The following is a 23,980-nucleotide window of genomic DNA, read 5'->3' on the forward strand; positions in this document are numbered from 1 at the left end:
GGCGGTCTTGATCTGTATCCGGTTCAGGCTACCCATAGGAAAGTCGGATGAACCTGATTTTTTTGCTTGTCAAAAGTATACTTCAAAAATAAATTTAATATTCCTTTGATCTGATTTATATATTTGCCGAGACGTCTAAACTTGGATAAGCATATCTTTATCAATTACAAATTCCGTAGCAATACAACGCTTGAATTTATAAAGACATTTTTTGGCGAATTGAGGCAGCGATACCTGTTGCGTCCAAACCGCACATAGCCAGCATTTTTTCTGTCTCTCCTTGCTCCAAAAAACTATCTGGCAATCCAAGTTGGAGCAGCGAATTTGTCATACCGTGTTGCTGCAAACACTCCGCCACCGCGCTACCCGCACCGCCTTGGATGGTGTTTTCTTCTATCGTTACCAGCAAAGCATACTCGCGTCCCAAATGCAACACGAGCTCTGTATCCAGAGGCTTAACAAAGCGCATGTTAGCAACCGTGGCATTGAGTGAGTCCGCAGCGTCAAGAGCTGGGCCAAGCATAGATCCAAAGGACAAAATTGCCACACCTGAGCCCACACGGCGCACTTCACCTTTACCTAAGGGCAGCGCCTGCATTTCCTTACTTGATACAACACCCGGTCCATAGCCGCGCGGATAACGCACGGCAGTCGGGGTGTCCATCTGAAACGCAGTGTATAACAACTGGCGACACTCATTTTCGTCAGAAGGAACCATTACTGTCATATTAGGAATGCAGCGCAAAAAACTCAGGTCAAAACTACCCGCATGCGTAGCACCATCCGCACCGACCAGCCCGGCACGATCTATCGCCAGCAGCACCGGCAGGTTTTGAATCGCGATATCGTGTATCAGTTGGTCGTAAGCTCGTTGCAAGAAAGTGGAATAAATCGCCACTACCGGCTTGTAACCTTCACATGCAAGTCCGGCGGCGAAGGTCAGTGCATGCTGCTCAGCAATACCGACATCAAAATAACGTTGTGGAAATTTTTTTGCAAATTCAACCATGCCGGAACCCTCGCACATGGCGGGGGTAATGCTAACTAAACGCTTATCCTGTTCTGCCATATCGCACAGCCATTCGCCAAAAACCTGTGCATAGGTAGGCTTGCTGGCTTGCCCTTCAATATTTCTTAGAGCAGGTTTAGTAACAATGCCTTGCTCTGGATCAAACTTACCAACACCATGATAAAGCAGGCAATCCTCTTCTGCGTGAGTGTAGCCTTTGCCTTTTTGCGTGACAACATGCAGAAATTGGGGCCCTTTGAGCTGACGTATGTTACCAAGAGTTGTAACCAAGGTATCAAGGTCGTGCCCATCGATCGGACCGATGTAATTGAAACCAAATTCTTCAAACAGCGTACCCGGCGTAACCATGCCCTTGACATGCTCCTCGGCGCGCTTAGCGAATTCAAGTACTGGCGGCATGCCTTTCAGCATTTTTTCGCTGCCGCGTCGCATGGCGGAATAAAAACGTCCTGACATCAGCTTGGCAAAATAATTATTGAGCGCACCCACTGGCCGCGAGATGGACATGTCATTGTCATTGAGGATCACCAACAGGTTGGTATCCATCGCACCAGCATTGTTAAGAGCCTCAAATGCCATGCCACCGCTCATCGCGCCATCACCAATGATAGCTACTGCACACCGATCGCTTCTATCAATTTTCGCCGCCACCGACATTCCCAGAGCTGCGCTAATCGATGTACTAGCGTGCGCGGTACCGAAGGCATCGTAGACACTCTCAGCGCGATTAGGAAAACCTGAAATACCACCTGCCATGCGCAGGGTTTTCATCGCTTCGCGCCGCCCCGTAAGTATCTTGTGTGCATAGGTTTGGTGACCCACATCCCACACCAATCTGTCATCCGGTGTATTAAACACGTAGTGCAATGCAATGGTTAATTCTATCGTTCCGAGATTGGAAGACAGATGACCACCCGTCTTACTGACAGACTCCACCAAGAATTGACGCAACTCATCCGCCAGTTGAGGTAGTTGCTTCCGATCCAGCTGACGCAGGACTTCTGGGGTATTGATGGTATTGAGCAGCGAAACCATCAAAACTTTCTTAATAAGATAAAATCAGCCATTTCACATAGGCGACGTGCTGGCTCGCCGAACCCCGCCAGAGCTTCCAGCGCTTCGCTGTGCAATTCCGCCGCCATCTGTTTAGCTGCCTGCACTCCAAGCAGCGTGACATAAGTAGGCTTGTCTTGTTCGGCATCCTTACCTGCGGTTTTGCCTAAAGTTACGGTGTCCGCCTCACTATCGAGTACGTCATCCACCACCTGAAAAGCCAATCCGACGCATTTGCCGTAGCGATCAAGCCTAGCCAGTTCCACCTCCCCCAGCGCAGGCCCGCACTGCGCACCGAGCAAAACAGCAGCACGAATCAGCGCACCAGTTTTATGGATGTGCATGAATTCAAGTTCCGGCACACTCAGCTGGTTACCCACACTCGTTAAATCAATCGCTTGTCCGCCCGCCATGCCACGCGACCCGGATGCTGTAGCCAATAACTTGATCATGGCCAATTGTTGCACGGCATCATTACTGAGCTGATGCTCGGCCAGCAACTGAAACGCCAAACTTTGCAAACTGTCGCCGACCAGCAGCGCAGTGGCATCATCGTACTCAACATGACAAGTGGGTTTGCCTCGTCGAAGCACATCATTGTCCATGCATGGCATGTCGTCGTGTACCAATGAATAGGCGTGAATCAGTTCGACGGCAGCGGCAACTATGTTGACACGCATGCTGTCTGCCCCGACCAAATCACCCGCAGCAAAGGCCAACAGCGGGCGCACACGCTTACCACCATCCAATACACTATAGCGCATGGCTGCGTGCAGACGCTGCGGAGCAATATCCGGTTGTGGCAACAACTGTTTTAGCTGATCCTCGAAACGACTCTGGTGGGAACTAGCCCAAATCTGGAAATCAATGCCAAGCATCTTAAGTCTAGTCATTTTCTCGTTTGGCAAAATCGCTCGCACTAGGATTGGATGCAAAATTTTGTAGCGTGCCCTCTTCCAAAATACGTACCTGCTGCTGCGCATCCTCCAAACGGCCTCGGCAAATCTGCAACAGTTCGGCACCGCGCCGGTACGCTGACAGCGAGTCTTCCAGAGATAGCTTGCCCACCTCCATGTCTGCGACTACCTGTTCCAGTTCGGCCAGAGCCACCTCAAAGCTGGGTGTTTTTTGGGATTTTACTGCCATGTATGTACATTCCATTTGCTAAAGTTGCGGCGTATTTTACCTTAACCAGAATCTTATGGTCTTTCCGTCGCGAAATGCTTTGAGTCAACGCCCAACATTTTTTCTATACGATCATTTCCAACCTGTTCATTACTCCCAAGTCATGTCTATGTAACATTAATCAAGCAGAAATGTCTTCAAACGATATGACCAATAACATTTCCATCCGAAGAATGATTTCGTTCCTCCAACGACAGGTATTTTCTCTCTCACATGATGCTGCAACAGCGGTTTTATCTCTATGCGCTGTTTGCATCCTTCAGACAAGCACCGGCATCTATGATATGCATAAACACATTAAGCCTGGTATTTGGTGTTATGCATATTGAATAAACTATAGTTACTGGATTCGCTCACTCCCAGCAGTCACCCTTTTACTATTTGTGTTGCTTGCAAATAAGAAAAAGGTCAAAAAAATACTGTAGAGTCGGCCATCAAATAGTCAATTCTTCATTCCCGCGAAGGCCGGAACCCAGATGTTCTAATCAGTCTATTTGATGACCAGTCCTATAAGATGCAAATTTACGGCAGTGTCCTGGCAACGCGAAACCCAAGGTTATTGATTCGTTCCGTAGCTTCGATTCCCTCACGATAACTTACATTTAGATACTCAGGACCGTATTCAAAAGATCCGCCTCGAAGAACTAGCTTCGAACAATCGCCTTCCCGACAACCGTCCGTCCATTGCCACACGTTGCCCAACATGTCATACAGACCATAGGGATTAGGCTTGAAACTCCCCACTGGCATAGGGGCGGATTTTTTTTTCTCATACCTGGCACCACAACCATGGCAATTGGCATTCTGAAACCCGAGATCATCTCCCCAGTAATACTCAGTGGTAGTACCGGCTCGCGCGGCAACTTCCCATTCATGTTCGCTCGGTAGACGGTAGGTTTTACCAGTCTTGTGCGATAGCCATTCAATATAGCTCTGAACATCATTCCAGTTCACATTAACCACAGGCTGCTTGCCACGTCCCCATTCTTCATCTAATGGTTTATAACCATTACAACCACCTTCTTCCACGCATGCATCCCATTCATCGAATGTGACAGTATATTTTCCAATCTCAAAATCCGTGCCTGGAATCGGCACCATTTCAGGGCAGACGGTGCATGCCTTAAGCGCTTCTTCTACTTTTTTCTCCTCAGTCTTAGCAGTTTTCAATCGCTCAGGTTTGGCCCGTTTGCCTTCGGCGTTGAGTTTCGGCGCGCCCAATAACACTTCGACCCTTTTCACTACGCCATCGCCCACGCGGATTTCTTGTTCAAATATGCGATCACTAGAGGCATCGACTTTCTTTTGCACCTTCAGCTTCAGCGTGCCAATAGGCACCTTTATATCCAACGGGCATTCGCCCTTGAATTTTCCATTAACCAAAACTTCGGCACCCACGTCATCACCTTTACAAACAACACTCAATACGGAGCCAGCCGCGTAAACGTTAGCGGATGATGCAGCCAGAACTGACAAGAACAAATAATAAATTGATTTCATGAAATCTCCGTTAAAAAAATAAAAAATGGGCAGACTCTTAAAGCACTTTTGATCTATTTTAATGAGGTTTTCTTCATTAGTGCATAAGATTTAAATAAGGGTCCAGACTCAAATTTGTTCTAGTTGCCCATACTATCCCCATTCAACAACCGTCTTTTTATGTACCCATTCATCTGTGACAAGAACCAAATGCTAACCCAGAATTCTTTTATTTCAGCGTCATGGCAAGTCTAAATCCACTGATATGGTAACGTTCAGTCACATCATCCTTGAAACGGGTAGCTATACGAATGTTTGTCGTGGTGTCATTCCAAGAGCCGCCACGAAGCACTCGCTTCTTACAATCACCCTCCCAGCAACTGTCCGTCCATTGCCAAACATTGCCAGACATGTCGTATAGACCAAAACCGTTGGGCTTGAAACTGCCAACTGGCGCGGTTGTCTTGTTGTCCCACTTGCTTCCACAAGCATTACAGTTAGCATTAGCACTAGAGGCCGAATCTCCAAAAGGAAAAATGCCCCAATAATATTCGGTAGTAGTGCCAGCTCTCGCGGCGATTTCCCATTCCTCTTCAGTCGGTAGCCGATAAGGATTACCGGTCTTTTTCGATAGCCATTGAATATAAGCCTGAGCATCATTCCAGCTCACATTAATCACAGGACGATTGTCACGCCCCCATTCCTTATCCGAAGGACGATAACCATTACAGCCACCATCTACCACGCAGGCATCCCAATCTTGGAACGTGACAGTGTATTTTGCCATGGCGAAATTGGTGCCTGGAATCGGCACCATCTCGGGACATTCGACACATTTCTTCTTTTCTTCCTGTAATGTTTTTGCCTTACCTTGCAAGGCTGACATCTGAGGTTTTTGCCGTTTGCCTTTGGCGTTAAGCTGCGCTGCGCCCAATATCACATCGACCTTTTTTACTACGTCATCGCCCATACGAATTTCTTGTTCAAATGTTCGATCACTAAAGGCATCAACTTTCTTTTGCACCTTCAGCTTCAATTTGCCAACAGGTACCTTTATGTCTAACGGGCATTCGCCTTTAAATTTACCGTTAACCAACACTTCTGCCCCCACATCCTCACCTTTACAATTGACGCTCAACACGGACCCGGCCGCGCTTGCGTTAACTGATGCCGCGAGAGACATCATTAGCAGGAACAAAACATAAACTGATTTCATGAAATCTCCATTCTAAAAAATTGGGACGCATTGTTATATCCGCCTAAGAAAACTGCAAGGAGTATATCCACTTTGCCGTTAATATTTCTCTTTGCTGCGAACATATTTACTGGCACATTGGCATTTCTATACTCAACACCCCTTACCATTCCATTGTTTCGCTTTTGCTGCTCAAGATAATTTGACCATCTTTTGACAATAAGTTCTTGATCCAACCATTTCTGTTCATAGCAGCTAATTACAATCTGGTCAGAATGAGGCAGTTATTAGTAATACGCCAGAAATTCGCAAAAAAAGCGAAAAATTCGCAAAAGGCGACTATTTTGAAGCTAAAACAATGGAAATTAGCTGAAATATAGATGAGCACGCAAGGGGAACTAACTTAGGTTTTTTCAGCAGCCTGTTAAAAACACATTACAGCATTCCTCGCTCTGCAAATGACAAACACCCGGTTCCTGCCACAATTAAGTGATCTAGCACGCGCACATCCACCAGCGCGAGTGCCTGTTTAAGCGTGTCGGTAAGCAGGCGATCGGACTGGCTGGGCTCAGCCACGCCTGAAGGGTGATTATGTGCCAAGATAACTCCCGCCGCGTTGTGATATAACGCGCGTTTAACCACTTCGCGCGGATACACGCTGGTTTGGGTTAGTGTGCCGTGGAACATTTCCTCTGATGCAATCACTCGGTTTTGTGCGGTAAGGAAGACAACCAGGAACACTTCCTGTTCGCGGCCACTCAACAGCAATCGAAGATAATCGCGTACCGCACCCGGCGAGTTCAGCGCATCGCCCATGCGCATTACCTCTTGCAAGGCACGCCGCGACATTTCCAGCACCGCCTGCAACTGAGCATATTTGGCCTGCCCCATACCGTATATGGTGCAAAACTCTTCTTGGCTAGCTGCAAACAAACAAGTAAGCGTGCCAAACTGGGTAAGCAGGTCACGCGCCAAATCAACCGCACTTTTGCCCACAACACCAGTGCGCAAAAATATTGCCAGCAGCTCGGCATCCGAGAGTGCGGCCGCACCGCGCTGAATTAACTTCTCCCGCGGCCGTTCTCCCTCAGGCCAATTATTAATTCCCATTGCTCTCCCTTGTCTAAGCACAGTGGTTTTTTTGATAAAGAACAGCAGTTTTTGCTAAGATGCACGGCATTATGGAACAAATTCAAACGAAGCGTCTTGTGCTTGGTCTCACCGGAGGTATTGCCGCCTATAAAGGCGCTGAATTAACTCGCCTGTTGGTAAATCAGGGCATACAGGTACAGGTTGCAATGACTGAAGCTGCGTGCCACTTCATCACGCCGACCACCATGCAGGCGCTATCCGGCAAGCCGGTGTTCACCAATCAGTGGGGCGAGCACACAGCTAATCATATGGCACACATCAGTCTAAGCCGCACCACCGATGCCATCATGATCGCGCCGGCCACAGCTGATTTCATTGCCAAGCTAGCGCACGGCTTGGCCGATGACCTGCTTTCCACGCTATGCCTGGCTCGCAATTGTCCGTTACTGGTCGCCCCTGCAATGAATCGACAAATGTGGGAAAGTCCAGCCACGCAACGCAATATCCAGCAACTCGTTGCTGATGGTGTAATAATTTTAGGCCCTGTCAGCGGTATGCAAGCATGTGGCGAGGAAGGAATGGGACGCATGCAGGAACCCACAGAGTTAGCACGCGCTGTGCTCACTTTTTTTCAGCCAAAATTACTATCCGGCGTGAAAGTTCTGCTGACTGCCGGGCCAACCTACGAAGCAATAGACGCAGTGCGCGGCATTACTAATCGCAGCTCGGGCAAGATGGGCTATGCCATCGCGCAGGCCGCGCTGGAACTGGGTGCGGAAGTTACATTGATTTCCGGTCCTACAGCCTTATCCAGCCCCTATGGTGCTGCACTGGTGAATGTCACCAGCGCAGCGGAAATGTTCGAGGTAGTCCAAAAATATGTCACACATGCCCATATTTTCATTGCCGTGGCAGCCGTGGCCGATTATCGCGTAGCACAACCGACCGAACAGAAAATCAAGAAGAGTACGGGCGGACTAACACTGGAACTATTACCCAATCCAGATATCCTGGGATATGTCACTGGACTTCCAAAGCCACCATTCTGCGTGGGTTTCGCGGCCGAAAGCCACAACCTGCACGAATACGCTGCAGCAAAGCGCAAAACCAAAAAAATTCCACTACTCGCAGCCAATCTAGTGCAACAAGCAATTGGAGCAGATGACAACGAGTTGATTTTATTTGACGATGCGGGTGAGCATGTATTACCGCGCGCGGATAAGCTCACACTGGCGCGAGCTTTGTTGCGGCACATAGTCAAACTTTATCGGCAAGGAAATTAATTATGAAAAAAACTGTGGATGTAAAAATTCTCGACCCGCGCTTGTATGAGCACCCGCCCGCTTACGCCACGCCCGGATCGGCGGGGATAGATTTGCGCGCCTGTATCGACCAGAGCATGATTATTCAGCCCGGCCAATGCGAACTCATCCCGAGCGGCATTGCAATTCACCTAGCCGACCCGCAGTGCGCCGCGATGATCTTGCCGCGCTCCGGGCTTGGACACAAACATGGTATTGTACTGGGCAATTTGGTCGGTCTAATCGATTCCGACTATCAAGGACAGATATTCATTTCTATCTGGAACCGTGGACAGCACCCGTTCACTCTAATGCCCCTGGAACGCATGGCGCAACTGGTTATCGTGCCGGTACTGCAAATGCAGCTCAATATCGTCAAGGATTTCCCCATAAGCCAGCGCGGAAGTGACGGTTTTGGCAGTACCGGCAAACATTGATGGTATCTTGATGGATACGGCTTACGAATTACAAGCTGGATAGCGCAACATATCTCAACGTAATAGTCCGTTTTAGCGGAGAATTTTTTGTTGCGGTGGTTTGTTACTTTTTTGTTGCTTGATACGCCTGTAGCGCAATGAAGACCATAGAGAGGCGGCAATGAAAACCACCCCTACGAAACCAGTGAAAATCTCTGGGATATGGAACTTCATGCTAGCAAGCATAATGACAGCCAGAATTCCGATCGCATAATGCGCACCATGCTCAAGGTACACATACGCATCAAGGGTTTCTTTACGTACCAGAAATACAGTCATTGAACGCACAAACATCGCGCCAATACCAAGACCAATCATGATGATAACAATATCTTTGGTAATGGCAAAAGCACCGATCACTCCATCGAAAGAGAAGGAAGCATCCAGTACCTCAAGATAAAGAAAGCCGCCTATACCGCCGCGCTTAATAACATCGCTGATTTTTGAGTCATCTTCTTCCTTTTCAAGAAGACTGCTAATCACGTCTACGCCCACGTAGGACAACACACCCCAAAGGCCGGCGACTAGTACCACCAGTTGCTTGCCCTCCTCGACCATGGACAAACTGGCCAACAGTGTGCCAAGCGCAATCATTACCGAGATTGATGCCACCTTTCCAAAAGTGGAAATCTTTTCTTCGATATGACCAAGCCAATGTAATTCCTTTTTTTCATCAAGCAGAAAGTTAAGGAACACCAGCAATAGAAAAACCCCTCCAAACGCGGCCACTTCAGCATGATGGTTGATCAAATGATGCGCATATTCATCGGGATTGTTGAGCCCCATATTCCACACCTCTATTAGTCCGAGGTCAGCCGCGAACGCAACAATCACAAGCGGAAAAAGCAACCGCATGCCGAACACAGCAATCAGCATTCCAATTGTCAGGAAAATGTCCTGCCAGAATTTGTTCCAACTTTTCAGTACAGAAGCATTGACGACGGCATTGTCAAAGGAAAGCGATACCTCCATGACGCAAAGGATAGTAGCAATCCCAAGAGCTTCAAGTGCGACCACCAAACCACCGCGGCTATAACCCCACCATGCCGCAAGCCCGAGGCCCACAAAAGCAATTAAAAATGAAATTTTAAAATAGCGCATACCTTCCTTTCAAAATTAAAAATCGCAATTTATCCAGTATCGCAGCAAGGCTGAGGGATTAATTTCGTTACGTAGGATTAACCTTAAGGTAGGCAAAAACTATCTCCGTCATGTGCGGTGGTTAACCAACACAGTAGCAAGATACGTAGTTGAACTGAGGTGCTAAGCCTGCCCTGGGCCAATCACAAGCTCAGAGCGGGCTTGTCTGAGATATCACGTCAACTTGTCAAGAGCACCTCTAAAAATCCAATTTTCGTCACAATACGGCGTTACTCGAAAAAAATTATCGCTTATATATCAATTATATGCAGCGCTCAACTTTTTTCGTGCCTTGTCTTGCCTAAAACTTGAATTTTTAGAGGTGCCCTCAAGTTGGATTACTGCCTTCGCGGAAAGAACAAATTCAGGATTGATTGAAACGCTCATAAATCATATATCTATCCCACTTTTAGGTACTGTACCACCTTTTACCCTCCCATCTCTGCCAATAGGCTGGACAGATCTTCGGCATGTTCCTCCTCCATCGCCAAGATGGATTCCAGCATACGCCGAGTTGTGGGATCGTCGTTACCCAGGTAGCTGATCATTTCGCCGTAGCTATCAATGGCAATACGCTCAGCAATCAGGTCTTCACGAATCATTTCAAGCAGGTCATCACCATCGTGATATTCGGAATGGCTACGCATTGCCAGGCCATCGGGAGAAAAATTCGGTTTCCCACCCAATTGCACAATGCGCTGAGCAATCTGGTCAGCATGTATCTGTTCTTCAGTTGCGTGTTGCAAGAACTCGGCCGCCACGCTTTGCGCATTGATGCCTGTAGCAGTATAGTAATGCCGTTTATAACGCAACACGCAAATAATCTCTGTAGCCAACGCCTCGTTTAGCAGCTTGACAACAGTGTCACGGTCACCACGGTATCCCGCGGTAATAGCCCCCTGCTCTATGTGCTGGCGGGCGCGTTCACGCAGGGTTTTAATATCGGTCAGAAATGATTTTTTTGCCATATTCGCTTCCTTTAATTTATATTGTCATCGATTGTCGACGATAAATTCATATTTATCATCATAGTATGTGATACTTTAAAAGCATGGCGGTAGCTCAAAAATTACTAGAAATTTTTTTGGCCGCATCCCAGCCAGAAAAATTATTGGCTGTCGGCAAGTAGCGTACTAACTCATTCAATGCCAAACGATAAACATCCCGTTTAAACTCAATCACACTTTCCATCTCAACCCAGTAATCGTTCCAACGCCAGGCATCAAACTCAGGGTGAACGGAAGCGCGCAGACTGACATCACAATCTCGTCCGACCAGTCGCAGCAAAAACCATATCTGCTTCTGCCCCTTGTAACTGCCACGCCACTCACGCTTAACCCAATGTTGCGGCACCTCATAACGTATCCACTCCCGCGTGCGGCCAAGTATCTGGACATGACAGGACTGTAAACCTACCTCTTCCTGCAATTCGCGATACATCGCTTGTTCCGGTGTTTCACCACACTGAATGCCACCTTGCGGGAATTGCCACGCATGCTGCCTGATGCGCTTGCCCCAGAATACCTGATTCTTAGCGTTAGACAGAATGATGCCGACGTTGGGGCGATAACCATCCCGATCAATCATCTTCGCCACCTGTTAAATTAATTTAGATAGAGTGGATTTTTTCACATTTCACACCATATTGAAAGCCGCCTTATCACAATCGTTACAGCATGCTTACTTCGTTCGCTGTAAAATTAGCACCCTGATAATTCGATTTGACAAACATACCATCATGCGCGTTTCACAATTTTTCATCTCCACCCAGAAAGAAGCTCCCTCCGAAGCCGAACTAGTCAGTCATCGTTTGATGTTACGCGCCGGCTACATCAAGAAACTGGCCAGCGGTCTGTACACCTGGATGCCGTTGGGCCTACGCGTGTTGCGCAAAGTAGAAACCGTGGTACGCGAGGAAATGAATAATGGGGGTGGCATTGAGCTGCTAATGCCCGCCGTACAGCCAGCCGAACTTTGGCAAGAAACCGGGCGCTGGGAAGTATTTGGGCCGCAAATGCTCAAAATTAAAGATCGCCATGACAATCTATTTTGTTTTGGCCCCACTCACGAGGAAGTTATTACTGACATCGCACGCCGCGAAATAAAAAGCTATCGTCAGTTACCAGTGAATTTCTACCAAATCCAGACCAAATTCCGGGACGAGGTGCGCCCCCGTTTTGGAGTGATGCGTGCGCGCGAATTTGTCATGAAAGATGCTTATTCATTCCATGCCAGCTTCGACAGCCTGGAACAAACCTACCGGGTGATGTATGACACCTACAGCCGCATTTTCACCCGTCTTGGCCTTCAATTCCGAGCCGTTGCTGCGGATACAGGTGCCATTGGGGGCAGTGGCTCGCATGAATTCCATGTGCTAGCCGATTCCGGCGAAGACGGGTTAGCATTCTGTCCCACTTCCGATTACGCCGCAAATGTGGAACTGGCTGAGGCCATCGCACCGAACATCTTGCGCGCGACTGCCAACGAAAAAATGCAAAAAATCATTACGCCCGGACAAAAATCCATCGAAAGTGTCGCCATTTTCTTGAATGTGACACCGCAACAAGTGCTAAAGGCAATCGCCGTGATGGATGCCGGTGGCAACTTTACCCTGCTTCTGCTGCGCGGAGACCATATGCTGAACGAAATCAAGGCAACCAAAATACTAGGCGAATTCCGTTTCGCCAGCGACGATGAAATCCATCAGAACATGGGCTGTCGCACCGGTTACATTGGTCCGGTCAATACGGTCGTGCGAATCTTAGCTGATCATGCTGCTGCTGCCATGAGCAATTTTGTCTGCGGAGCCAATGACGACGGCTTTCACTACATTCACGCAAATTTTGGACGCGACATCAGCTTGGACGAAACCAATGTGTATGACCTCCGCAACGTGGTCGCCGGTGATCCCAGCCCCGATGGAAAAGGCACGCTGGAACTCTGTCGTGGCATCGAAGTTGGCCACATTTTCCAGTTGCGCACCACATATTCCGAAGCGCTCAATGCTAATTATCTCGATGAAAACGGCAAACCTCAATTCATTGAAATGGGTTGTTATGGTATCGGTGTTTCGCGTATTGTCGCTGCCGCAATAGAGCAGAATTATGACGAACGCGGCATTACCCTGCCTGCTGCCATGGCTCCATTCCAAGTGGCACTTGCCCCTATCGGAATCAATAAGAGCGAAGCCGTGCGCCTAGCGACAGAACAGCTTTATGCTGACATTGGCGCGGCAGGAATTGAAGTATTGCTTGATGACCGCAACGAACGTCCAGGCGTAATGTTTGCTGATTTAGAACTCATCGGCATCCCACATCGTATCGTAATCGGAGATCGCGGTCTCAGCCAAGAAGTGCCCATGGTTGAGTACAAGGGACGGTGCGATGAAGAAGCGCAACAAATCCCGTTGCAAGATATTGTTAAGTTCATGCAATTAACCTCACTTCAATAAAATTACCATTCAATGCAGGCGACCTGCATTCTTGGCACGCCGACGCTTGATCCTTGCGCTCACCCCCTGTATCAGGCCAGTTATCGCCTCAAAATTTAACTATGAGGCATGGAGGTAACAATGGGAATACGTTATTAAGAAGCATTTATCGAGCAGGCGTTATTCAAGGTCTATTCTCGTGGCGATCGGACGGTGAAGTCGGTCGCGGTAGAATTGAACATCAATCGTCACACGTTAAAAAATTGGATGAAAAGAAAAGGAACGAGTGCTGTTGGCGTTTCGGTCAAAAAAGAGCGACGCCCCCAAGATTGGAATGCTGAGCAGCTGCTGGCGGCGTTGCATGAAACCCATGGCCTGTCAGACGAAGCCTTGCAAACGTGGGATCGTGAAAACGGCTTATTTACCCATCACCTCACAAGCTGGAAAACGGCTTTTTGCACCGATGTAAAGACCGCAACGGGCAGCCGTGAAATCCGCTTCTTGAAAGAGGAGAACGACCGGCTCAAGCGTGAATTAACCCGCAAAGAGGACGCATTGGCGGAGGTGGCAGCGTTGCTGATCCTGCAAAAAAATTGCGCGCGCTCTGGGAGGAAGAGGTCAAATGACTTCTCTGCCAGAGCGCGGCAACATAATCAGTCTGGTCGCCAAGGCCATCTTGGCGGGCGCGCGCCAGGGCCGTGCCTATGCGGCGATCGACCTCATTCCGCGCACTTTGCAGCGCTGGCCGGTTGGCCCGTCGCGGGGGGATTTGCGTCCCGGGCGTGAGCAGACACCCACCAATAAACTCACCTTACGGGAGCGCGAACACCTGCTGAACGTCGTAAATTCGGATGAATTCGGCAGCCTGCCGCCCAGTCAGATTGTGCCGATACTGGCTGATCGTGGGCAATACCTCGTTTCGGAATCAACAATTTACCGCGTCATGAGGGATGAAAATCAGCTCTGGCATCGCGGTGCCGACGCGACATTTGCGCCAGAGAAGCCATCATGCCGAACCAGGTGGTGTTGCATTCCGACAATGGCAGCCCGATGAAAGGCGCCATCATGCTGGCTACTTTGCAAGTGCTGGGCGTCGCGCCCTCGTTTAGACGCCATGCGGTTAGCAACGACTATCCGTACTCGGAATCGCTGTTCAAGACAATAAAATATCGGCCAACTTATCCGAACAAGGCATTCGAAGATTTGCTTGCCGCCCGCCAGTGGGTCGGCATGTTTGTGCAATGGTACAGCCATGAGCATAGGCATAGCGCCATCAGGTTTGTGACGCCTGCACAGCACTACGAAGGCATTGATGTCTCGCTGCTGGAGAAGCGCGGCGTCGCCTATGAAGCAGCGAAGCAACAGCGTCCAGAACGCTGGAGCGGAGCCACCCGAAACTGGCAGCCTGCCCTCGTCATGCACCTGAACCCTGATCAGCACATTCAAGACGAACAAAAGAAAGGAGATTTGGAGCACAAAATTGCAGCATGAACAAAAGCATTCAGGCGGCAACTGGCTTGACAATCACCGTCATGAACACGGCCGAGAGAATCAACCTTCCTGGACTAATGAATGATGCCATTTGTATTCCTCTGTACTGATCAATTTTTAAGTGCTAACGTTTAAATGAACGACGCTACGCCGTTTTTTGGCGCAGCGTCCCCTCCTCGAATGGCGGGTTAGCGTATGAATGATGGATTAATGCGTATGAGCTTCGTTGTGCTTCATATCGTGAATTTTCTTGCTTTGCACATTCTGCTCATGATTGATGCGCTTGCGTTCATGCTTAGTTACGTGGCCGTCGGCTTTGGCTTTCTCTTCCATTTTTTCTATCTTGGCTTGCCCGGCATCTAATTTTGCCTCTTCTTTTGATGTCAAGGCACCGGATCTAATACCCTGATCAATGCGCTGTTCCTGCTTAGCTTCACGATGGTCAATTTTTGGGGTATCGGCATAGCTGGATGCAGCAAATGCGAGGGTTATTGCGGTAATGCTAAATACTGCTTTCAACATGCTTATCTCCTAAATGATGGCGGCGTGATTACCGTTGTAATCATTAACGCTCTACATGGATTGCAAGTTGACCGCCCTGAAGACTAAATACCCGTACCATTTAATTATTGTTAGCTTGAAATAATGCGCGCCTATTGATCCGCCCAGGGTATGTTTGAATTTATCTGCCAATCTGCCCGCTAAACTGTACAGTGGCGGCACCTTCCATTTCAAATTTAACTTGGCAGTACCGATAGTGTGCGCAAACTGACAAGAATATATTTCACCCAGAGAGTTTGAATTTGAGTTTTGATTGAAAAAATGGGTAAGGAGGCATCCGTAAATTACGAACTCATGCGAGTGATAACAGAAATATATCACCGCGTATTAGTTAGGACTCCTTGACAGAAGTTCTGATTTTGCGGATACTATAAAAATGAAAACGAAACACACCCTACCTTGGCATGACACGCCTGCGAAAAGCGAACGGATTGTCAGTGCCATTACACGAATTGCTTCGGTGTTGCGCAGCGGAGCATGGCAGTTTGCGACAACTGAAGGACTCAACCCGACACAAGTTGATATCCTCGAAGCGCTGCGGTCACGTGAAGGAGGTGTACGTTTGTCATGGATAGCACAGCATCTGGGCGTAACTGCCGCCAGTGCGAGTGATTCAATCACTTCGCTCACAACTAAAGGCTTAATCGAGAAGGGACGTGACTCTGCTGACGGACGCGCTGTGGCATTGAGGCTGACGAGATCAGGACAAGACTTGGCTGCAAGAATTTCCAACTCGGTCGGTTTTGCGCACGAAGCCGTTTCCGATCTCCCCCAGTCCACTCAGGATGCTTTGTTCGAATCCCTTCTGGCATTGATTGGCAAACTACAGCAATCGGATCGATTCCCTGAAATCCGCGCCTGCGTCACATGCAAGTACTTTGCTATAAACAGGCATCCTGATTCTGAAGCACCACACCACTGCACATTGGTCAATGCGCCGCTTTCTGTCAGCCAATTGCGCCTTGATTGCCCCGAACATGATCAGGCCCAGGCAACCGTCGCAGTTCAAAACTGGCGGGAGCTTGAGGGTGCCTAAATATCGTATTTGCTTTTTTTTAACTATTATAATTAGGACTCCTATATGAATGATCCACCTTAAAATAATTTAAACAATTACTTAAGGGCGCCTCTAAAAATTCAAGTTTCTAAGCAAGACAAGGCACGAGTAAAAAATTTGAGCGCGGCATATAGTTGATATGTAAGCGATAATTTTTTTCGAGTAACGCCGTATTGTGACGAAAATTGGATTTTTAGAGGTGCCCTTAACCAACCTTTCCGAACTTCGCTGTTAACAATAACTAAAGGATTTATTCATGAAAAATCGTTTATTCTCACTCGCTGCATCCGTTTGCCTTAGTGCCGTAGTTCCAATCGCATCTGCACACAGCGGATCAGATCTCAGTCCGCAGACTCAAATTCCCGGCTACACATTCGGCCAGAAATCGGTTGCAACTGCACCCTATACTCTTAAGGATTTAGAGTCATTAAAGAAGACACTCCTCTTCACCGATGAGGATGTGCTCTATTTGCGTAAAAGCAAAGAGATTTTGGCGGATCAGACAGATGCGATTCTGGATGTTTGGTACGGCTTCGTCGCATCTACGCCGGAACTTGTCGAGTATTTCAAAAATACCAAGACAGGCCAGCCAGATGGCAACTACCTGAATGCGGTTCGTAAACGATTCGGTCAGTGGATATTAGATACGGCTGATGCGAACTATGACCAAGTATGGCTCGACTATCAATACGAGATTGGCCTTCGTCACACCAAGATCAAAAAAAATAAAACGGATCACGTTAAAAGCGTACCTCAAGTAAATTTCCGTTATCTGCCCGCACTCACGATCCCTGTGACGACAACGCTTAAACCCTTTCTTGCGAAGAAAGGCGTGAGCACAGCCGACGTCGAAAAGATGCATGCTGCTTGGGTGAAGTCTGTTTTATTGCAAACCATTCTATGGAGCTACCCGTACGTCCGCGATGGTCAGTTCTAGCTGTTAGATTGCATAGTTAAAACGGCATGCGCTCCATTTGTTGGAGCAGCGCTGCGAATTTATCTCACCGATTAATCAATTAAGGAAAACTCATCATGTCTCGTGTTCAACTCATCAACGCCAACGAAGCCACAGAGGATCGTAAGGCTATTCTGAATCAGATCCACGGAGCCTTTGGCGTTGTGCCAAACATGTTCCGCGCAGTGGCCAATTCACCCGCAGCACTCAAGAGTATGTGGGGTTCATTTGGCGCACTTGGTTCTGGCATTCTGGGAGCTAAGCTCGGGGAAAAAATTGCAGTCGCAATTGCTGACAGAAACCGCTGTGAATACTGCTTGGCAGCTCATACTGTCTTGGGTCAAAATGCCGGGGCTTCCGCACTTGAGATGGCAGCCGCTCAAGCCGGCCAATCAGATGACGCACAAACCGCCGCCGCTTTGCGTTTCGCTCTGAAGCTTGTTGCCGACCGTGCGCAAATTGCCGATGCCGATAATACCGAATTGAGAACGGTGGGGTTCAACGACGAACAGATCGTCGAAATCATGGCTCACGTCACATTGAACATTTTTACCAACTATGTCAATTTGGCTTTTGATGTGCCGATTGATTTCCCTAAAGTAAATCTACGCGTAGCTGCCTAAATGCCAGCTTTGCTGGGAATGGCCCAGGCTCTCCCAGCAATAATTAACTTAACTCAGGAAAATTAGCATGACTAACATCAACTCAATAGCCCCAGAACTACAAGTAACCCAATGGATCAACACACTTCGTCCTATTACGCTTGCGGGATTACGCGGACGCGTGGTCGTACTGCACGCATTCCAAATGCTATGTCCTGGTTGTGTGTCACATGGTCTGCCACAGGCTACGGCTATCCATGACACTTTTCCGACAGCAGATGTTGCCGTGATTGGCATTCACAGTGTCTTTGAGCATCACAGTGCAATGACACCCGTGGCTTTAGAAGCGTTCATTCATGAGTACCGTATCCGTTTCCCAGTTGCTGTAAATCGGCCATCAACAACAGGCAGTATTCCGCATACGATGGAGGCATTTGGTATGCGGGGCACACCGACGCTGATTCTTCTTGACCGGCAAGGACGCATTCGACTCAATCATTTTGGTCGCATGGATGATTTGCGCGTTGGAGCAACGATTGGCCAACTGGTGTGTGAAGTTGCGATCGATCCTTACAGCAATCAAGATCGAGAGCACCCTGCAGGACGCGGCGGTTGTGACGGTGAAGAGTGTGCTATTTCTGAAAATTTGTGACAGGTGAGCGCATGAATTTCCCAGTTTTATCGTCAACACTAGCGCTCTGTGCATGCAAATTTCAGCAAATTGACGATTGACGATTCACAAAACGCAGCAGGGGCTGCTCTGCTGCAACAACCAAGAAAGGCCGCATTCGTTGATTGACGACAAAACGCCGGATGCTTTCTACTTCGACAATCTGTGTTAACTGAAAAAAATAGCACAGGCATTCACTGCGAGCTCCCATTTAAGAAAGAGCAAACTCTATCCAATCAAGCGGAACCATTCCGCCAACCTCCCCGATCTTCAATTCAAACCCACCGGCTTTAGCCGATGGTTGTTTAGTCGTCTGCGCTCGGTTATCGCACGGCCACGCCGGTGCGAGCCGTATGGTGTGCCCGTCCTTCGATACGGATAAGCAGGGCTGGTAAAAAGCACGCTTGTTGTTGGCTTCCAAAACCGAATTGAGTGCCGAGGAAATTCTTCGTCAGTACGCACGCCGCTGGGACATCAATCCATTGTTTCACTACCTGAATGCTGGTGGGATGTTATAACCTGTGGAAACAGAAACGCATTGTGCTGGAATCAGGGATGCAGATCTCGGCGGCTTGGACATTTCCTCATCTGTTGAGCCTGGTCGTAAAAGAATTGTTCCCCATTACCAACGTGGCACCGTGGTGCGCCAAACAACCGCTGACCATCAGATTGGTAGCGCAGTGTCTGCGCATGAAATTTTCAGGGCTTGCTTTCAGAGATAGTTTCAACAGGAAGTACTCTATATTCACCTTCCCAAGCAGCGCGGCGACCGAAGATTGCGGGTGTAGTGCAGTAATCAGTAGCAGGCAGCAAGAGTTTTTATCGTTTCAGTTTCAATTGTGTCACCGCTCGGGTGACGCAAGAGGATGAAGGCTGAGAATGGAAGTCATAATTTCTTTCATAATCCCATAATCTTGTTATCGATAATCATGTTTTTACCGGATGGGCTTTTATCATAGTGGTCTTTTAATATGACAAATTCTTCGTGTTTTTTTAAATTTTCCTTGCCGTATAGATCATAAACTTCAACTGAAATATTATTATTTGGAGCTGTTACTAAAAAGTCATCAATTGTTTCGATAATGTCGTGATCAATAAACTGAGATTTGCTGGCATCAATTGTGAGCGTGCTGTTTGGCTTGACATGCGAAAGAAGCTTTCTCAATAGAGATTTATTCAGAAAAACAACATCTTTGTTAAGCGTTAATATATAAAACGATTTATCCTGAGTCAAAGTAATGGCAGCTTGATAATTAGCCTTAATAACAAAAAATAACCCAACTACCATACCAATTGACATGCCTATTAATAAATCGGTTGTTAAAATCGCTGTTATTGTAATTATAAAAGGCAAAAGTTGACTCCAGCCCTTTTGATAAAATTCCTTGAATAAAGCGGGTTTAGCCAATTTAAACCCGGTATGCAGCAAAATGGCTGACAAAGAGCCGAGTGGAAAATAATTTATATAATTTGCAAAAAACATTACGCTAAGCAATATACATAAGCCATGTATAAAACAGGATATTGGGGTTTTGCCACCAGCGTTAATATTGCCTGCGCTACGCACAATAACAGCAGTAATCGGTAATCCTCCGATTAATCCGGAAATAATATTTCCAACTCCTTGTGCTTTTAACTCTCTGTTAGTCGGTGAAGTGCGTTTTAACGGATCCAGCTTATCTACTGCTTCAAGGCTTAATAATGTTTCGAGACTACCAATAATAGCTAGCGTTGCTGCAATAAGATAAACCTGAGGATTAGTCCAATAACTGTAGTCTGGAAAGATGAAGTTATTCAAGAACTCGCCGACATTATTTGAGACAGGAACATTCACCAAGTGAATTGAACTGACCGCCCAATCTGGAAACCATCGTTCAGCAGCTAAATTATAGAGAATTCCCCATACTATCGCGACTAAGGGGCCAGGAATTATTTTAAAAAAACTATATTTTTTAAACCATGGTCGTTCCCAAATTATTAGTATCAGCAAGGCAACCATGGTTATAAGTATGACGCCATGCGAAATGGAGCTAAATGCATCTAATATCGGGAAAAAAAACTCATGTACTTCTTCATGTGAATAGGCTTCTGGACCTCCAAAATGTTCACTATACCCAGTAGCATGAGGGATCTGCTTAATAATTAAAATCAAGCCAATGGCAGCCAACATCCCTTTAATGACAGCTGAAGGGAAAAAAGCTCCGATGACCCCTGCTTTGAGGAAGCCAGCTATCAGTTGCATAATGCCCGCCAATATCACGGCAACCAAAAATCCCTGGAAACTACCTAAAGTTTCAATAGCGTTAAATACAATCACAGTTAAGCCGGCCGCTGGGCCTGAAACGCTCAGTTGTGAACCGCTTAACCAAGCAACAACCAGGCCACCGACCATTCCTGCTGTCAGTCCTGCGAATAGAGGCGCTCCAGATGCCAGAGCGATACCAAGACATAGCGGTAGAGCCACTAAAAATACCACGATACCCGCAGGCAAATCATCTTTTAGGTGTCGAAGATAGTACTGCATGGGCTGCTTGGTCATTTTTTCGTCTCCACAATTTTTTATGTTAACAATATTATATTACGTATATTAAGCAATGGTAAAAACTATGGTGAGTTAAGCCCATCTATATCGATAGAACATATCCTAAAAATAAACACTTAGGAGAGTGACCGCCCTGGTTCACTATACTGGTTATTGATAAAATTCGATATTTCCAGTCTGTATTTCGTACATGCCGCCCACAATGGCTATCTCATTGTTGCCCTCCATTTCACGCAAAATTTCGCTGCGGTGTTTTATGTTGGCAATCATTAGGTGTACATTGGCCACAGCAACTTTTTCTACAAAGTCTGAATTCGTGGAGTTTCTATCTGTTGTTGGCTCGCGAACACTTGCCACTGCTGGCTTAAGTTTTGCGATTAGAGTGGTAAGATTACCTAGTTTTACATCGTCACACGCGCCTTTGATGGCGCCGCAACGGCTATGGCCTAAAACAACGACAATTTTTGCCCCGCCGATTTTGCAAGCAAATTCCATACTGCCAAGAATGTCTTCATTAATAACATTACCTGCTATTCGAATGCTGACGAGATCACCTAAGCCTTGATCGAAAATAAGTTCAGCTGATGCGCGCGAATCGATGCAGCTCAGAATAACGGCGAATGGACATTGCCTATCTGAAGTTTCATTCAATTGCTGTAACAGATTGCGGCTAATTTTGAGGTTATTCACAAAGCGCGCATTGCCATCTTTAAGAGCTTTTAATGCCATTTCTGGCGTAAGCAATAATTGAGTGTCGCAGCTATTGGATTGCATCAAATTCCTCAAGATAAATTACAAATTTTGTTTTAGTGTAACTAAATGCCCAGCCTTCCTGGCTGGGCAGCCGACATGATCAAAGGCACGCAACTAACTGAACGAACAGGTATGGCGGTCTACGTCTGCGACCAGCACAGTCCGTGGCAGAGCGGTTTGAACGAAAATATTAACGGACTGCTGCGCCAGCATTTGCCCAGAGGGGCTGACCTGTCGACCTACACGCAAGAACAGTTGGATGAAATTGCTTGGAGCTTGAATAAATACACGTCCGAGAAAATCGCTCGAATTTCGATCGCCGGTAGCAGTTTACAACGAGCTCCTGCCCAATATGGAACTCGCCAAATCCGCGACTAAACATTAACTATTGTGGTTGGTTCTTGAATTCGCCATATATTATTTTTTAATTCGGCCTTAAAACTAATACATCACAGGGTGATAATTTTAAAAGGCGGTCAGCAAAGGAGCTAAGAAAAAGTCCAGAAAAACCTCTCTTATTTCTTGTCGCAACTACAATCATACCCGCATTAATTTCTTTGGCATACTCAGCCAGTCGTTCTGCTGGAGACTGCGCAAATAAAACTTCAAAATGAGCTTTTTTGAATGCCAGTTCAGGCATCATTTCCCTTGCTTTATTTTTAATGAAATCTAGCATTTGTTGTTTCAAATTTTCAACTGTTACCTTATCAGGAATTTCCTCAACACCCATCTCACTAACGCTAATGTCTTTCTTGATAACATGAACAAAATAAATTTCTCTTTTGGTCCAGACATATTCATGCCCCCACCTTGAAATACTTGGCATAAACTCTTCTTCGGCTGGCATAGCAATAACTATTTTTTGTGGGTTCATTTTAATCTCTAAAGTAAATGCAAATCCTCGGTTAAGACGATAATGTACAGTGAACCAATTAGTCAAGACAATAATGAGTCGAGTTTAAGAGAGTTGCCAATCAATACATAACAAAATACCGCTGCCTCATTTGCACTTCTGATCATGCTGTTAGTTTTTTTTAAAACTTACGTTCAGATGCAGCGGGCGATAGATAGCTCAAGCAATTTACCGCAAATAGCTGTATACCCCACATTATTAATCACAGAATGCGAACCCGTTGCTTTGAACGCGAAATGAGGCATCGCTATCAGACCATTTGGAACCATGTCATGTTATTGACTCGGCCACTAAATAGTTTCAAGCGGCATATTTTACGCGTGGGTCTTGAAAGTAAGAAGAGACGCGTCTAGGGTTGCTCTCCAGCATCGTCATGTGATTGTTGGCAGTGGCACGCAATTTCTCTTTGGTACGCATCTGCACTTTCGATCCGATAGCCTGCTTCAGGTCTGAATTCAACCGCTCTTCCGGATTCAATTCCGGACTGTGGCTGGGCAAATTAAAGCATTCGATTTTTTCCTTATTTTTTCCAGCCAAGCCTTCACTGGTTTGCTGTGGTGCACTTTCAAATTATCCAGAATCAAGAACACTTTTCTCCCCGCATCCTTGATCAGTAGTTCAAGGAATTCAATGAGCCGATCCGAGTCGAAATTTCCGTCGATAATCTGCCAACGTGCACAGCCTTTGTTGGTCACAGTGGCAATCATCGACAGCCGCTGCCGCACCGGGTGCATAGGCCACCGGCGTTTTTTCCCCTAGCAGCCTGTCGGTCTTGTCGTTAAAGCTGCCAACAACTCGGACTTGTCGAGCGGATTTGATCGTGATTTCATAAATTGTATTTTCAGTTTTGCATCAAATCGTTTTTCAGGCTCTCAAGAACGGTCATTGCCGTCGTATCACTCTTCCCTTCCTACACTACCCTGCCAACACAAACATTCGCTTCAAATTCCACGCCATCGCGACCAAATTCAACTCGCCTTTGACGTTTTCCAAACCCCGCAGTGAGAATTGACGGAATCCCAGTATCGCCTTGATGATGCCAAACACCGGCTCCA

General features: G+C 47.1%; 25 protein-coding genes and 1 pseudogene. 10 read left to right on the forward strand and 16 right to left on the reverse strand.

Annotated features, from left to right (window positions below; all coding sequences use genetic code 11):
- Positions 1–196: 196 nt before the first annotated feature.
- The 7 genes from dxs to radC form a co-directional block, all read right to left on the reverse strand.
- Positions 197–2,065, reverse strand: a complete 1,869-nt coding sequence (gene dxs / locus MJ768_RS03845) for a 1-deoxy-D-xylulose-5-phosphate synthase (protein ID WP_239288100.1) — start codon at positions 2,063–2,065, stop codon at positions 197–199.
- Positions 2,065–2,976: a polyprenyl synthetase family protein gene (locus MJ768_RS03850; RefSeq protein ID WP_239288102.1), complete on the reverse strand. Its 912-nt coding sequence runs from the start codon at positions 2,974–2,976 to the stop codon at positions 2,065–2,067. Before MJ768_RS03850 ends, dxs begins: the two co-directional genes overlap by 1 nt.
- Complete coding sequence (locus MJ768_RS03855; RefSeq protein ID WP_239288103.1) at positions 2,969–3,229, reverse strand: exodeoxyribonuclease VII small subunit; 261 nt, start codon at positions 3,227–3,229, stop codon at positions 2,969–2,971. The genes MJ768_RS03850 and MJ768_RS03855 overlap by 8 nt, the downstream gene beginning before the upstream one ends.
- Positions 3,230–3,790: 561 nt before the next feature.
- Complete coding sequence (locus MJ768_RS03860; protein WP_239288104.1) at positions 3,791–4,768, reverse strand: formylglycine-generating enzyme family protein; 978 nt, start codon at positions 4,766–4,768, stop codon at positions 3,791–3,793.
- A gap of 208 nt (positions 4,769–4,976) precedes the next feature.
- Positions 4,977–5,963 (reverse strand): formylglycine-generating enzyme family protein, encoded by a 987-nt coding sequence (locus MJ768_RS03865; protein ID WP_239288105.1) that lies wholly within the window; start codon positions 5,961–5,963, stop codon positions 4,977–4,979.
- A complete protein-coding gene (locus MJ768_RS03870; RefSeq protein ID WP_239288109.1) occupies positions 5,960–6,178 on the reverse strand; it encodes a hypothetical protein in 219 nt (72 codons plus the stop codon). Before MJ768_RS03870 ends, MJ768_RS03865 begins: the two co-directional genes overlap by 4 nt.
- Before the next feature lie 199 nt (positions 6,179–6,377).
- Positions 6,378–7,052 carry a RadC family protein gene (gene radC, locus MJ768_RS03875; protein WP_239288110.1) on the reverse strand — a complete coding sequence of 225 codons (675 nt, stop codon included), beginning with the start codon at positions 7,050–7,052 and terminating at the stop codon, positions 6,378–6,380.
- A 71-nt stretch (positions 7,053–7,123) separates the two neighbouring features.
- Between radC and coaBC the strand changes: the two genes are divergently transcribed.
- Together coaBC and dut are read left to right on the forward strand one after the other, a co-directional pair.
- Positions 7,124–8,317 carry a bifunctional phosphopantothenoylcysteine decarboxylase/phosphopantothenate--cysteine ligase CoaBC gene (coaBC, locus tag MJ768_RS03880; protein ID WP_239288112.1) on the forward strand — a complete coding sequence of 398 codons (1,194 nt, stop codon included), beginning with the start codon at positions 7,124–7,126 and terminating at the stop codon, positions 8,315–8,317.
- Between the two features lie 2 nt (positions 8,318–8,319).
- A complete protein-coding gene (dut, locus tag MJ768_RS03885) occupies positions 8,320–8,772 on the forward strand; it encodes a dUTP diphosphatase (protein ID WP_239288113.1) in 453 nt (150 codons plus the stop codon).
- 72 nt (positions 8,773–8,844) lie between these two features.
- Here the strand turns inward: dut and MJ768_RS03890 are convergent, their stop codons facing one another.
- The 3 genes from MJ768_RS03890 to MJ768_RS03900 all read right to left on the reverse strand — a co-directional run bounded on the left by MJ768_RS03890 (position 8,845) and on the right by MJ768_RS03900 (position 11,538).
- Positions 8,845–9,912 carry a DUF475 domain-containing protein gene (locus MJ768_RS03890; RefSeq protein WP_239288114.1) on the reverse strand — a complete coding sequence of 356 codons (1,068 nt, stop codon included), beginning with the start codon at positions 9,910–9,912 and terminating at the stop codon, positions 8,845–8,847.
- 467 nt (positions 9,913–10,379) lie between these two features.
- Positions 10,380–10,919 carry a ferritin-like domain-containing protein gene (locus tag MJ768_RS03895; RefSeq protein ID WP_239288115.1) on the reverse strand — a complete coding sequence of 180 codons (540 nt, stop codon included), beginning with the start codon at positions 10,917–10,919 and terminating at the stop codon, positions 10,380–10,382.
- 94 nt (positions 10,920–11,013) lie between these two features.
- On the reverse strand, positions 11,014–11,538 hold the full coding sequence (locus MJ768_RS03900) for an RNA pyrophosphohydrolase (RefSeq protein ID WP_239288116.1): 525 nt from the start codon (positions 11,536–11,538) through the stop codon (positions 11,014–11,016).
- A gap of 151 nt (positions 11,539–11,689) precedes the next feature.
- Between MJ768_RS03900 and MJ768_RS03905 the strand changes: the two genes are divergently transcribed.
- The 3 genes from MJ768_RS03905 (at position 11,690) to MJ768_RS03915 (ending at position 14,872) form a co-directional block, all read left to right on the forward strand.
- Complete coding sequence (locus tag MJ768_RS03905; RefSeq protein ID WP_239288118.1) at positions 11,690–13,402, forward strand: proline--tRNA ligase; 1,713 nt, start codon at positions 11,690–11,692, stop codon at positions 13,400–13,402.
- Positions 13,403–14,003: 601 nt separating this feature from the next.
- Positions 14,004–14,435 (forward strand): hypothetical protein, encoded by a 432-nt coding sequence (locus tag MJ768_RS03910; RefSeq protein ID WP_239288120.1) that lies wholly within the window; start codon positions 14,004–14,006, stop codon positions 14,433–14,435.
- Entirely contained in the window at positions 14,390–14,872 is a 483-nt protein-coding gene (locus tag MJ768_RS03915; protein WP_239288122.1) for an integrase core domain-containing protein, read from the forward strand. The genes MJ768_RS03910 and MJ768_RS03915 overlap by 46 nt, the downstream gene beginning before the upstream one ends.
- Before the next feature lie 207 nt (positions 14,873–15,079).
- Here MJ768_RS03915 and MJ768_RS03920 read toward each other — a convergent pair whose 3' ends face one another.
- Positions 15,080–15,394: a hypothetical protein gene (locus tag MJ768_RS03920; RefSeq protein ID WP_239288124.1), complete on the reverse strand. Its 315-nt coding sequence runs from the start codon at positions 15,392–15,394 to the stop codon at positions 15,080–15,082.
- A 415-nt stretch (positions 15,395–15,809) separates the two neighbouring features.
- Between MJ768_RS03920 and MJ768_RS03925 the strand changes: the two genes are divergently transcribed.
- The 4 genes from MJ768_RS03925 to MJ768_RS03940 all read left to right on the forward strand — a co-directional run bounded on the left by MJ768_RS03925 (position 15,810) and on the right by MJ768_RS03940 (position 18,699).
- Positions 15,810–16,469, forward strand: coding sequence for a MarR family winged helix-turn-helix transcriptional regulator (locus MJ768_RS03925; protein ID WP_239288126.1), 660 nt, complete (start codon positions 15,810–15,812; stop codon positions 16,467–16,469).
- Between the two features lie 277 nt (positions 16,470–16,746).
- Positions 16,747–17,427: a protoglobin domain-containing protein gene (locus MJ768_RS03930; protein ID WP_239288133.1), complete on the forward strand. Its 681-nt coding sequence runs from the start codon at positions 16,747–16,749 to the stop codon at positions 17,425–17,427.
- A 95-nt stretch (positions 17,428–17,522) separates the two neighbouring features.
- On the forward strand, positions 17,523–18,068 hold the full coding sequence (locus MJ768_RS03935; RefSeq protein WP_239288134.1) for a carboxymuconolactone decarboxylase family protein: 546 nt from the start codon (positions 17,523–17,525) through the stop codon (positions 18,066–18,068).
- A 67-nt stretch (positions 18,069–18,135) separates the two neighbouring features.
- A complete protein-coding gene (locus MJ768_RS03940; RefSeq protein ID WP_239288135.1) occupies positions 18,136–18,699 on the forward strand; it encodes a redoxin domain-containing protein in 564 nt (187 codons plus the stop codon).
- A 916-nt stretch (positions 18,700–19,615) separates the two neighbouring features.
- On the opposite strand, the gene MJ768_RS03945 is transcribed toward MJ768_RS03940, so the two are convergent.
- Positions 19,616–21,256, reverse strand: coding sequence for a SulP family inorganic anion transporter (locus tag MJ768_RS03945; RefSeq protein ID WP_239288136.1), 1,641 nt, complete (start codon positions 21,254–21,256; stop codon positions 19,616–19,618).
- Positions 21,257–21,409: 153 nt separating this feature from the next.
- Entirely contained in the window at positions 21,410–22,033 is a 624-nt protein-coding gene (locus MJ768_RS03950; RefSeq protein ID WP_256449824.1) for a carbonic anhydrase family protein, read from the reverse strand.
- Between the two features lie 45 nt (positions 22,034–22,078).
- Here MJ768_RS03950 and MJ768_RS03955 point away from each other — a divergent pair, with 45 nt between their 5' ends.
- Complete coding sequence (locus tag MJ768_RS03955; protein WP_445082966.1) at positions 22,079–22,390, forward strand: transposase; 312 nt, start codon at positions 22,079–22,081, stop codon at positions 22,388–22,390.
- 46 nt (positions 22,391–22,436) lie between these two features.
- Here MJ768_RS03955 and MJ768_RS03960 read toward each other — a convergent pair whose 3' ends face one another.
- From MJ768_RS03960 to MJ768_RS03970, 3 genes and pseudogenes are all read right to left on the reverse strand, one after another.
- Positions 22,437–22,886 carry a universal stress protein gene (locus MJ768_RS03960; protein ID WP_239288139.1) on the reverse strand — a complete coding sequence of 150 codons (450 nt, stop codon included), beginning with the start codon at positions 22,884–22,886 and terminating at the stop codon, positions 22,437–22,439.
- 339 nt (positions 22,887–23,225) lie between these two features.
- Positions 23,226–23,647: pseudogene (locus tag MJ768_RS03965) on the reverse strand (IS630 family transposase); the annotation flags it as partial.
- A 193-nt stretch (positions 23,648–23,840) separates the two neighbouring features.
- Positions 23,841–23,980: transposase (locus MJ768_RS03970; protein ID WP_239288141.1), on the reverse strand; the 140-nt coding region annotated here is incomplete at its 5' end.

This window comes from Candidatus Nitrotoga sp. 1052 (assembly GCF_927312905.1).
Lineage (GTDB): Bacteria > Pseudomonadota > Gammaproteobacteria > Burkholderiales > Gallionellaceae > Nitrotoga.

Coding starts and splice junctions, on each gene's coding strand:
- MJ768_RS03910 (WP_239288120.1), top strand. CDS start 14,004: ATGACTTCTCTGCCAGAGCGCGGCAACATAATCAGTCTGGTCGCCAAG.
- MJ768_RS03895 (WP_239288115.1), bottom strand. CDS start 10,919: ATGGCAAAAAAATCATTTCTGACCGATATTAAAACCCTGCGTGAACGC.
- dut (WP_239288113.1), top strand. CDS start 8,320: ATGAAAAAAACTGTGGATGTAAAAATTCTCGACCCGCGCTTGTATGAG.
- MJ768_RS03950 (WP_256449824.1), bottom strand. CDS start 22,033: ATGCAATCCAATAGCTGCGACACTCAATTATTGCTTACGCCAGAAATG.
- MJ768_RS03940 (WP_239288135.1), top strand. CDS start 18,136: ATGACTAACATCAACTCAATAGCCCCAGAACTACAAGTAACCCAATGG.
- MJ768_RS03850 (WP_239288102.1), bottom strand. CDS start 2,976: ATGACTAGACTTAAGATGCTTGGCATTGATTTCCAGATTTGGGCTAGT.
- MJ768_RS03945 (WP_239288136.1), bottom strand. CDS start 21,256: ATGACCAAGCAGCCCATGCAGTACTATCTTCGACACCTAAAAGATGAT.
- MJ768_RS03900 (WP_239288116.1), bottom strand. CDS start 11,538: ATGATTGATCGGGATGGTTATCGCCCCAACGTCGGCATCATTCTGTCT.
- MJ768_RS03915 (WP_239288122.1), top strand. CDS start 14,390: ATGCCGAACCAGGTGGTGTTGCATTCCGACAATGGCAGCCCGATGAAA.
- MJ768_RS03930 (WP_239288133.1), top strand. CDS start 16,747: ATGAAAAATCGTTTATTCTCACTCGCTGCATCCGTTTGCCTTAGTGCC.
- MJ768_RS03925 (WP_239288126.1), top strand. CDS start 15,810: ATGAAAACGAAACACACCCTACCTTGGCATGACACGCCTGCGAAAAGC.
- MJ768_RS03960 (WP_239288139.1), bottom strand. CDS start 22,886: ATGAACCCACAAAAAATAGTTATTGCTATGCCAGCCGAAGAAGAGTTT.
- MJ768_RS03920 (WP_239288124.1), bottom strand. CDS start 15,394: ATGTTGAAAGCAGTATTTAGCATTACCGCAATAACCCTCGCATTTGCT.
- MJ768_RS03890 (WP_239288114.1), bottom strand. CDS start 9,912: ATGCGCTATTTTAAAATTTCATTTTTAATTGCTTTTGTGGGCCTCGGG.
- dxs (WP_239288100.1), bottom strand. CDS start 2,065: ATGGTTTCGCTGCTCAATACCATCAATACCCCAGAAGTCCTGCGTCAG.
- MJ768_RS03855 (WP_239288103.1), bottom strand. CDS start 3,229: ATGGCAGTAAAATCCCAAAAAACACCCAGCTTTGAGGTGGCTCTGGCC.
- MJ768_RS03955 (WP_445082966.1), top strand. CDS start 22,079: ATGCCCAGCCTTCCTGGCTGGGCAGCCGACATGATCAAAGGCACGCAA.
- MJ768_RS03865 (WP_239288105.1), bottom strand. CDS start 5,963: ATGAAATCAGTTTATGTTTTGTTCCTGCTAATGATGTCTCTCGCGGCA.
- MJ768_RS03860 (WP_239288104.1), bottom strand. CDS start 4,768: ATGAAATCAATTTATTATTTGTTCTTGTCAGTTCTGGCTGCATCATCC.
- coaBC (WP_239288112.1), top strand. CDS start 7,124: ATGGAACAAATTCAAACGAAGCGTCTTGTGCTTGGTCTCACCGGAGGT.
- MJ768_RS03935 (WP_239288134.1), top strand. CDS start 17,523: ATGTCTCGTGTTCAACTCATCAACGCCAACGAAGCCACAGAGGATCGT.
- MJ768_RS03905 (WP_239288118.1), top strand. CDS start 11,690: ATGCGCGTTTCACAATTTTTCATCTCCACCCAGAAAGAAGCTCCCTCC.
- radC (WP_239288110.1), bottom strand. CDS start 7,052: ATGGGAATTAATAATTGGCCTGAGGGAGAACGGCCGCGGGAGAAGTTA.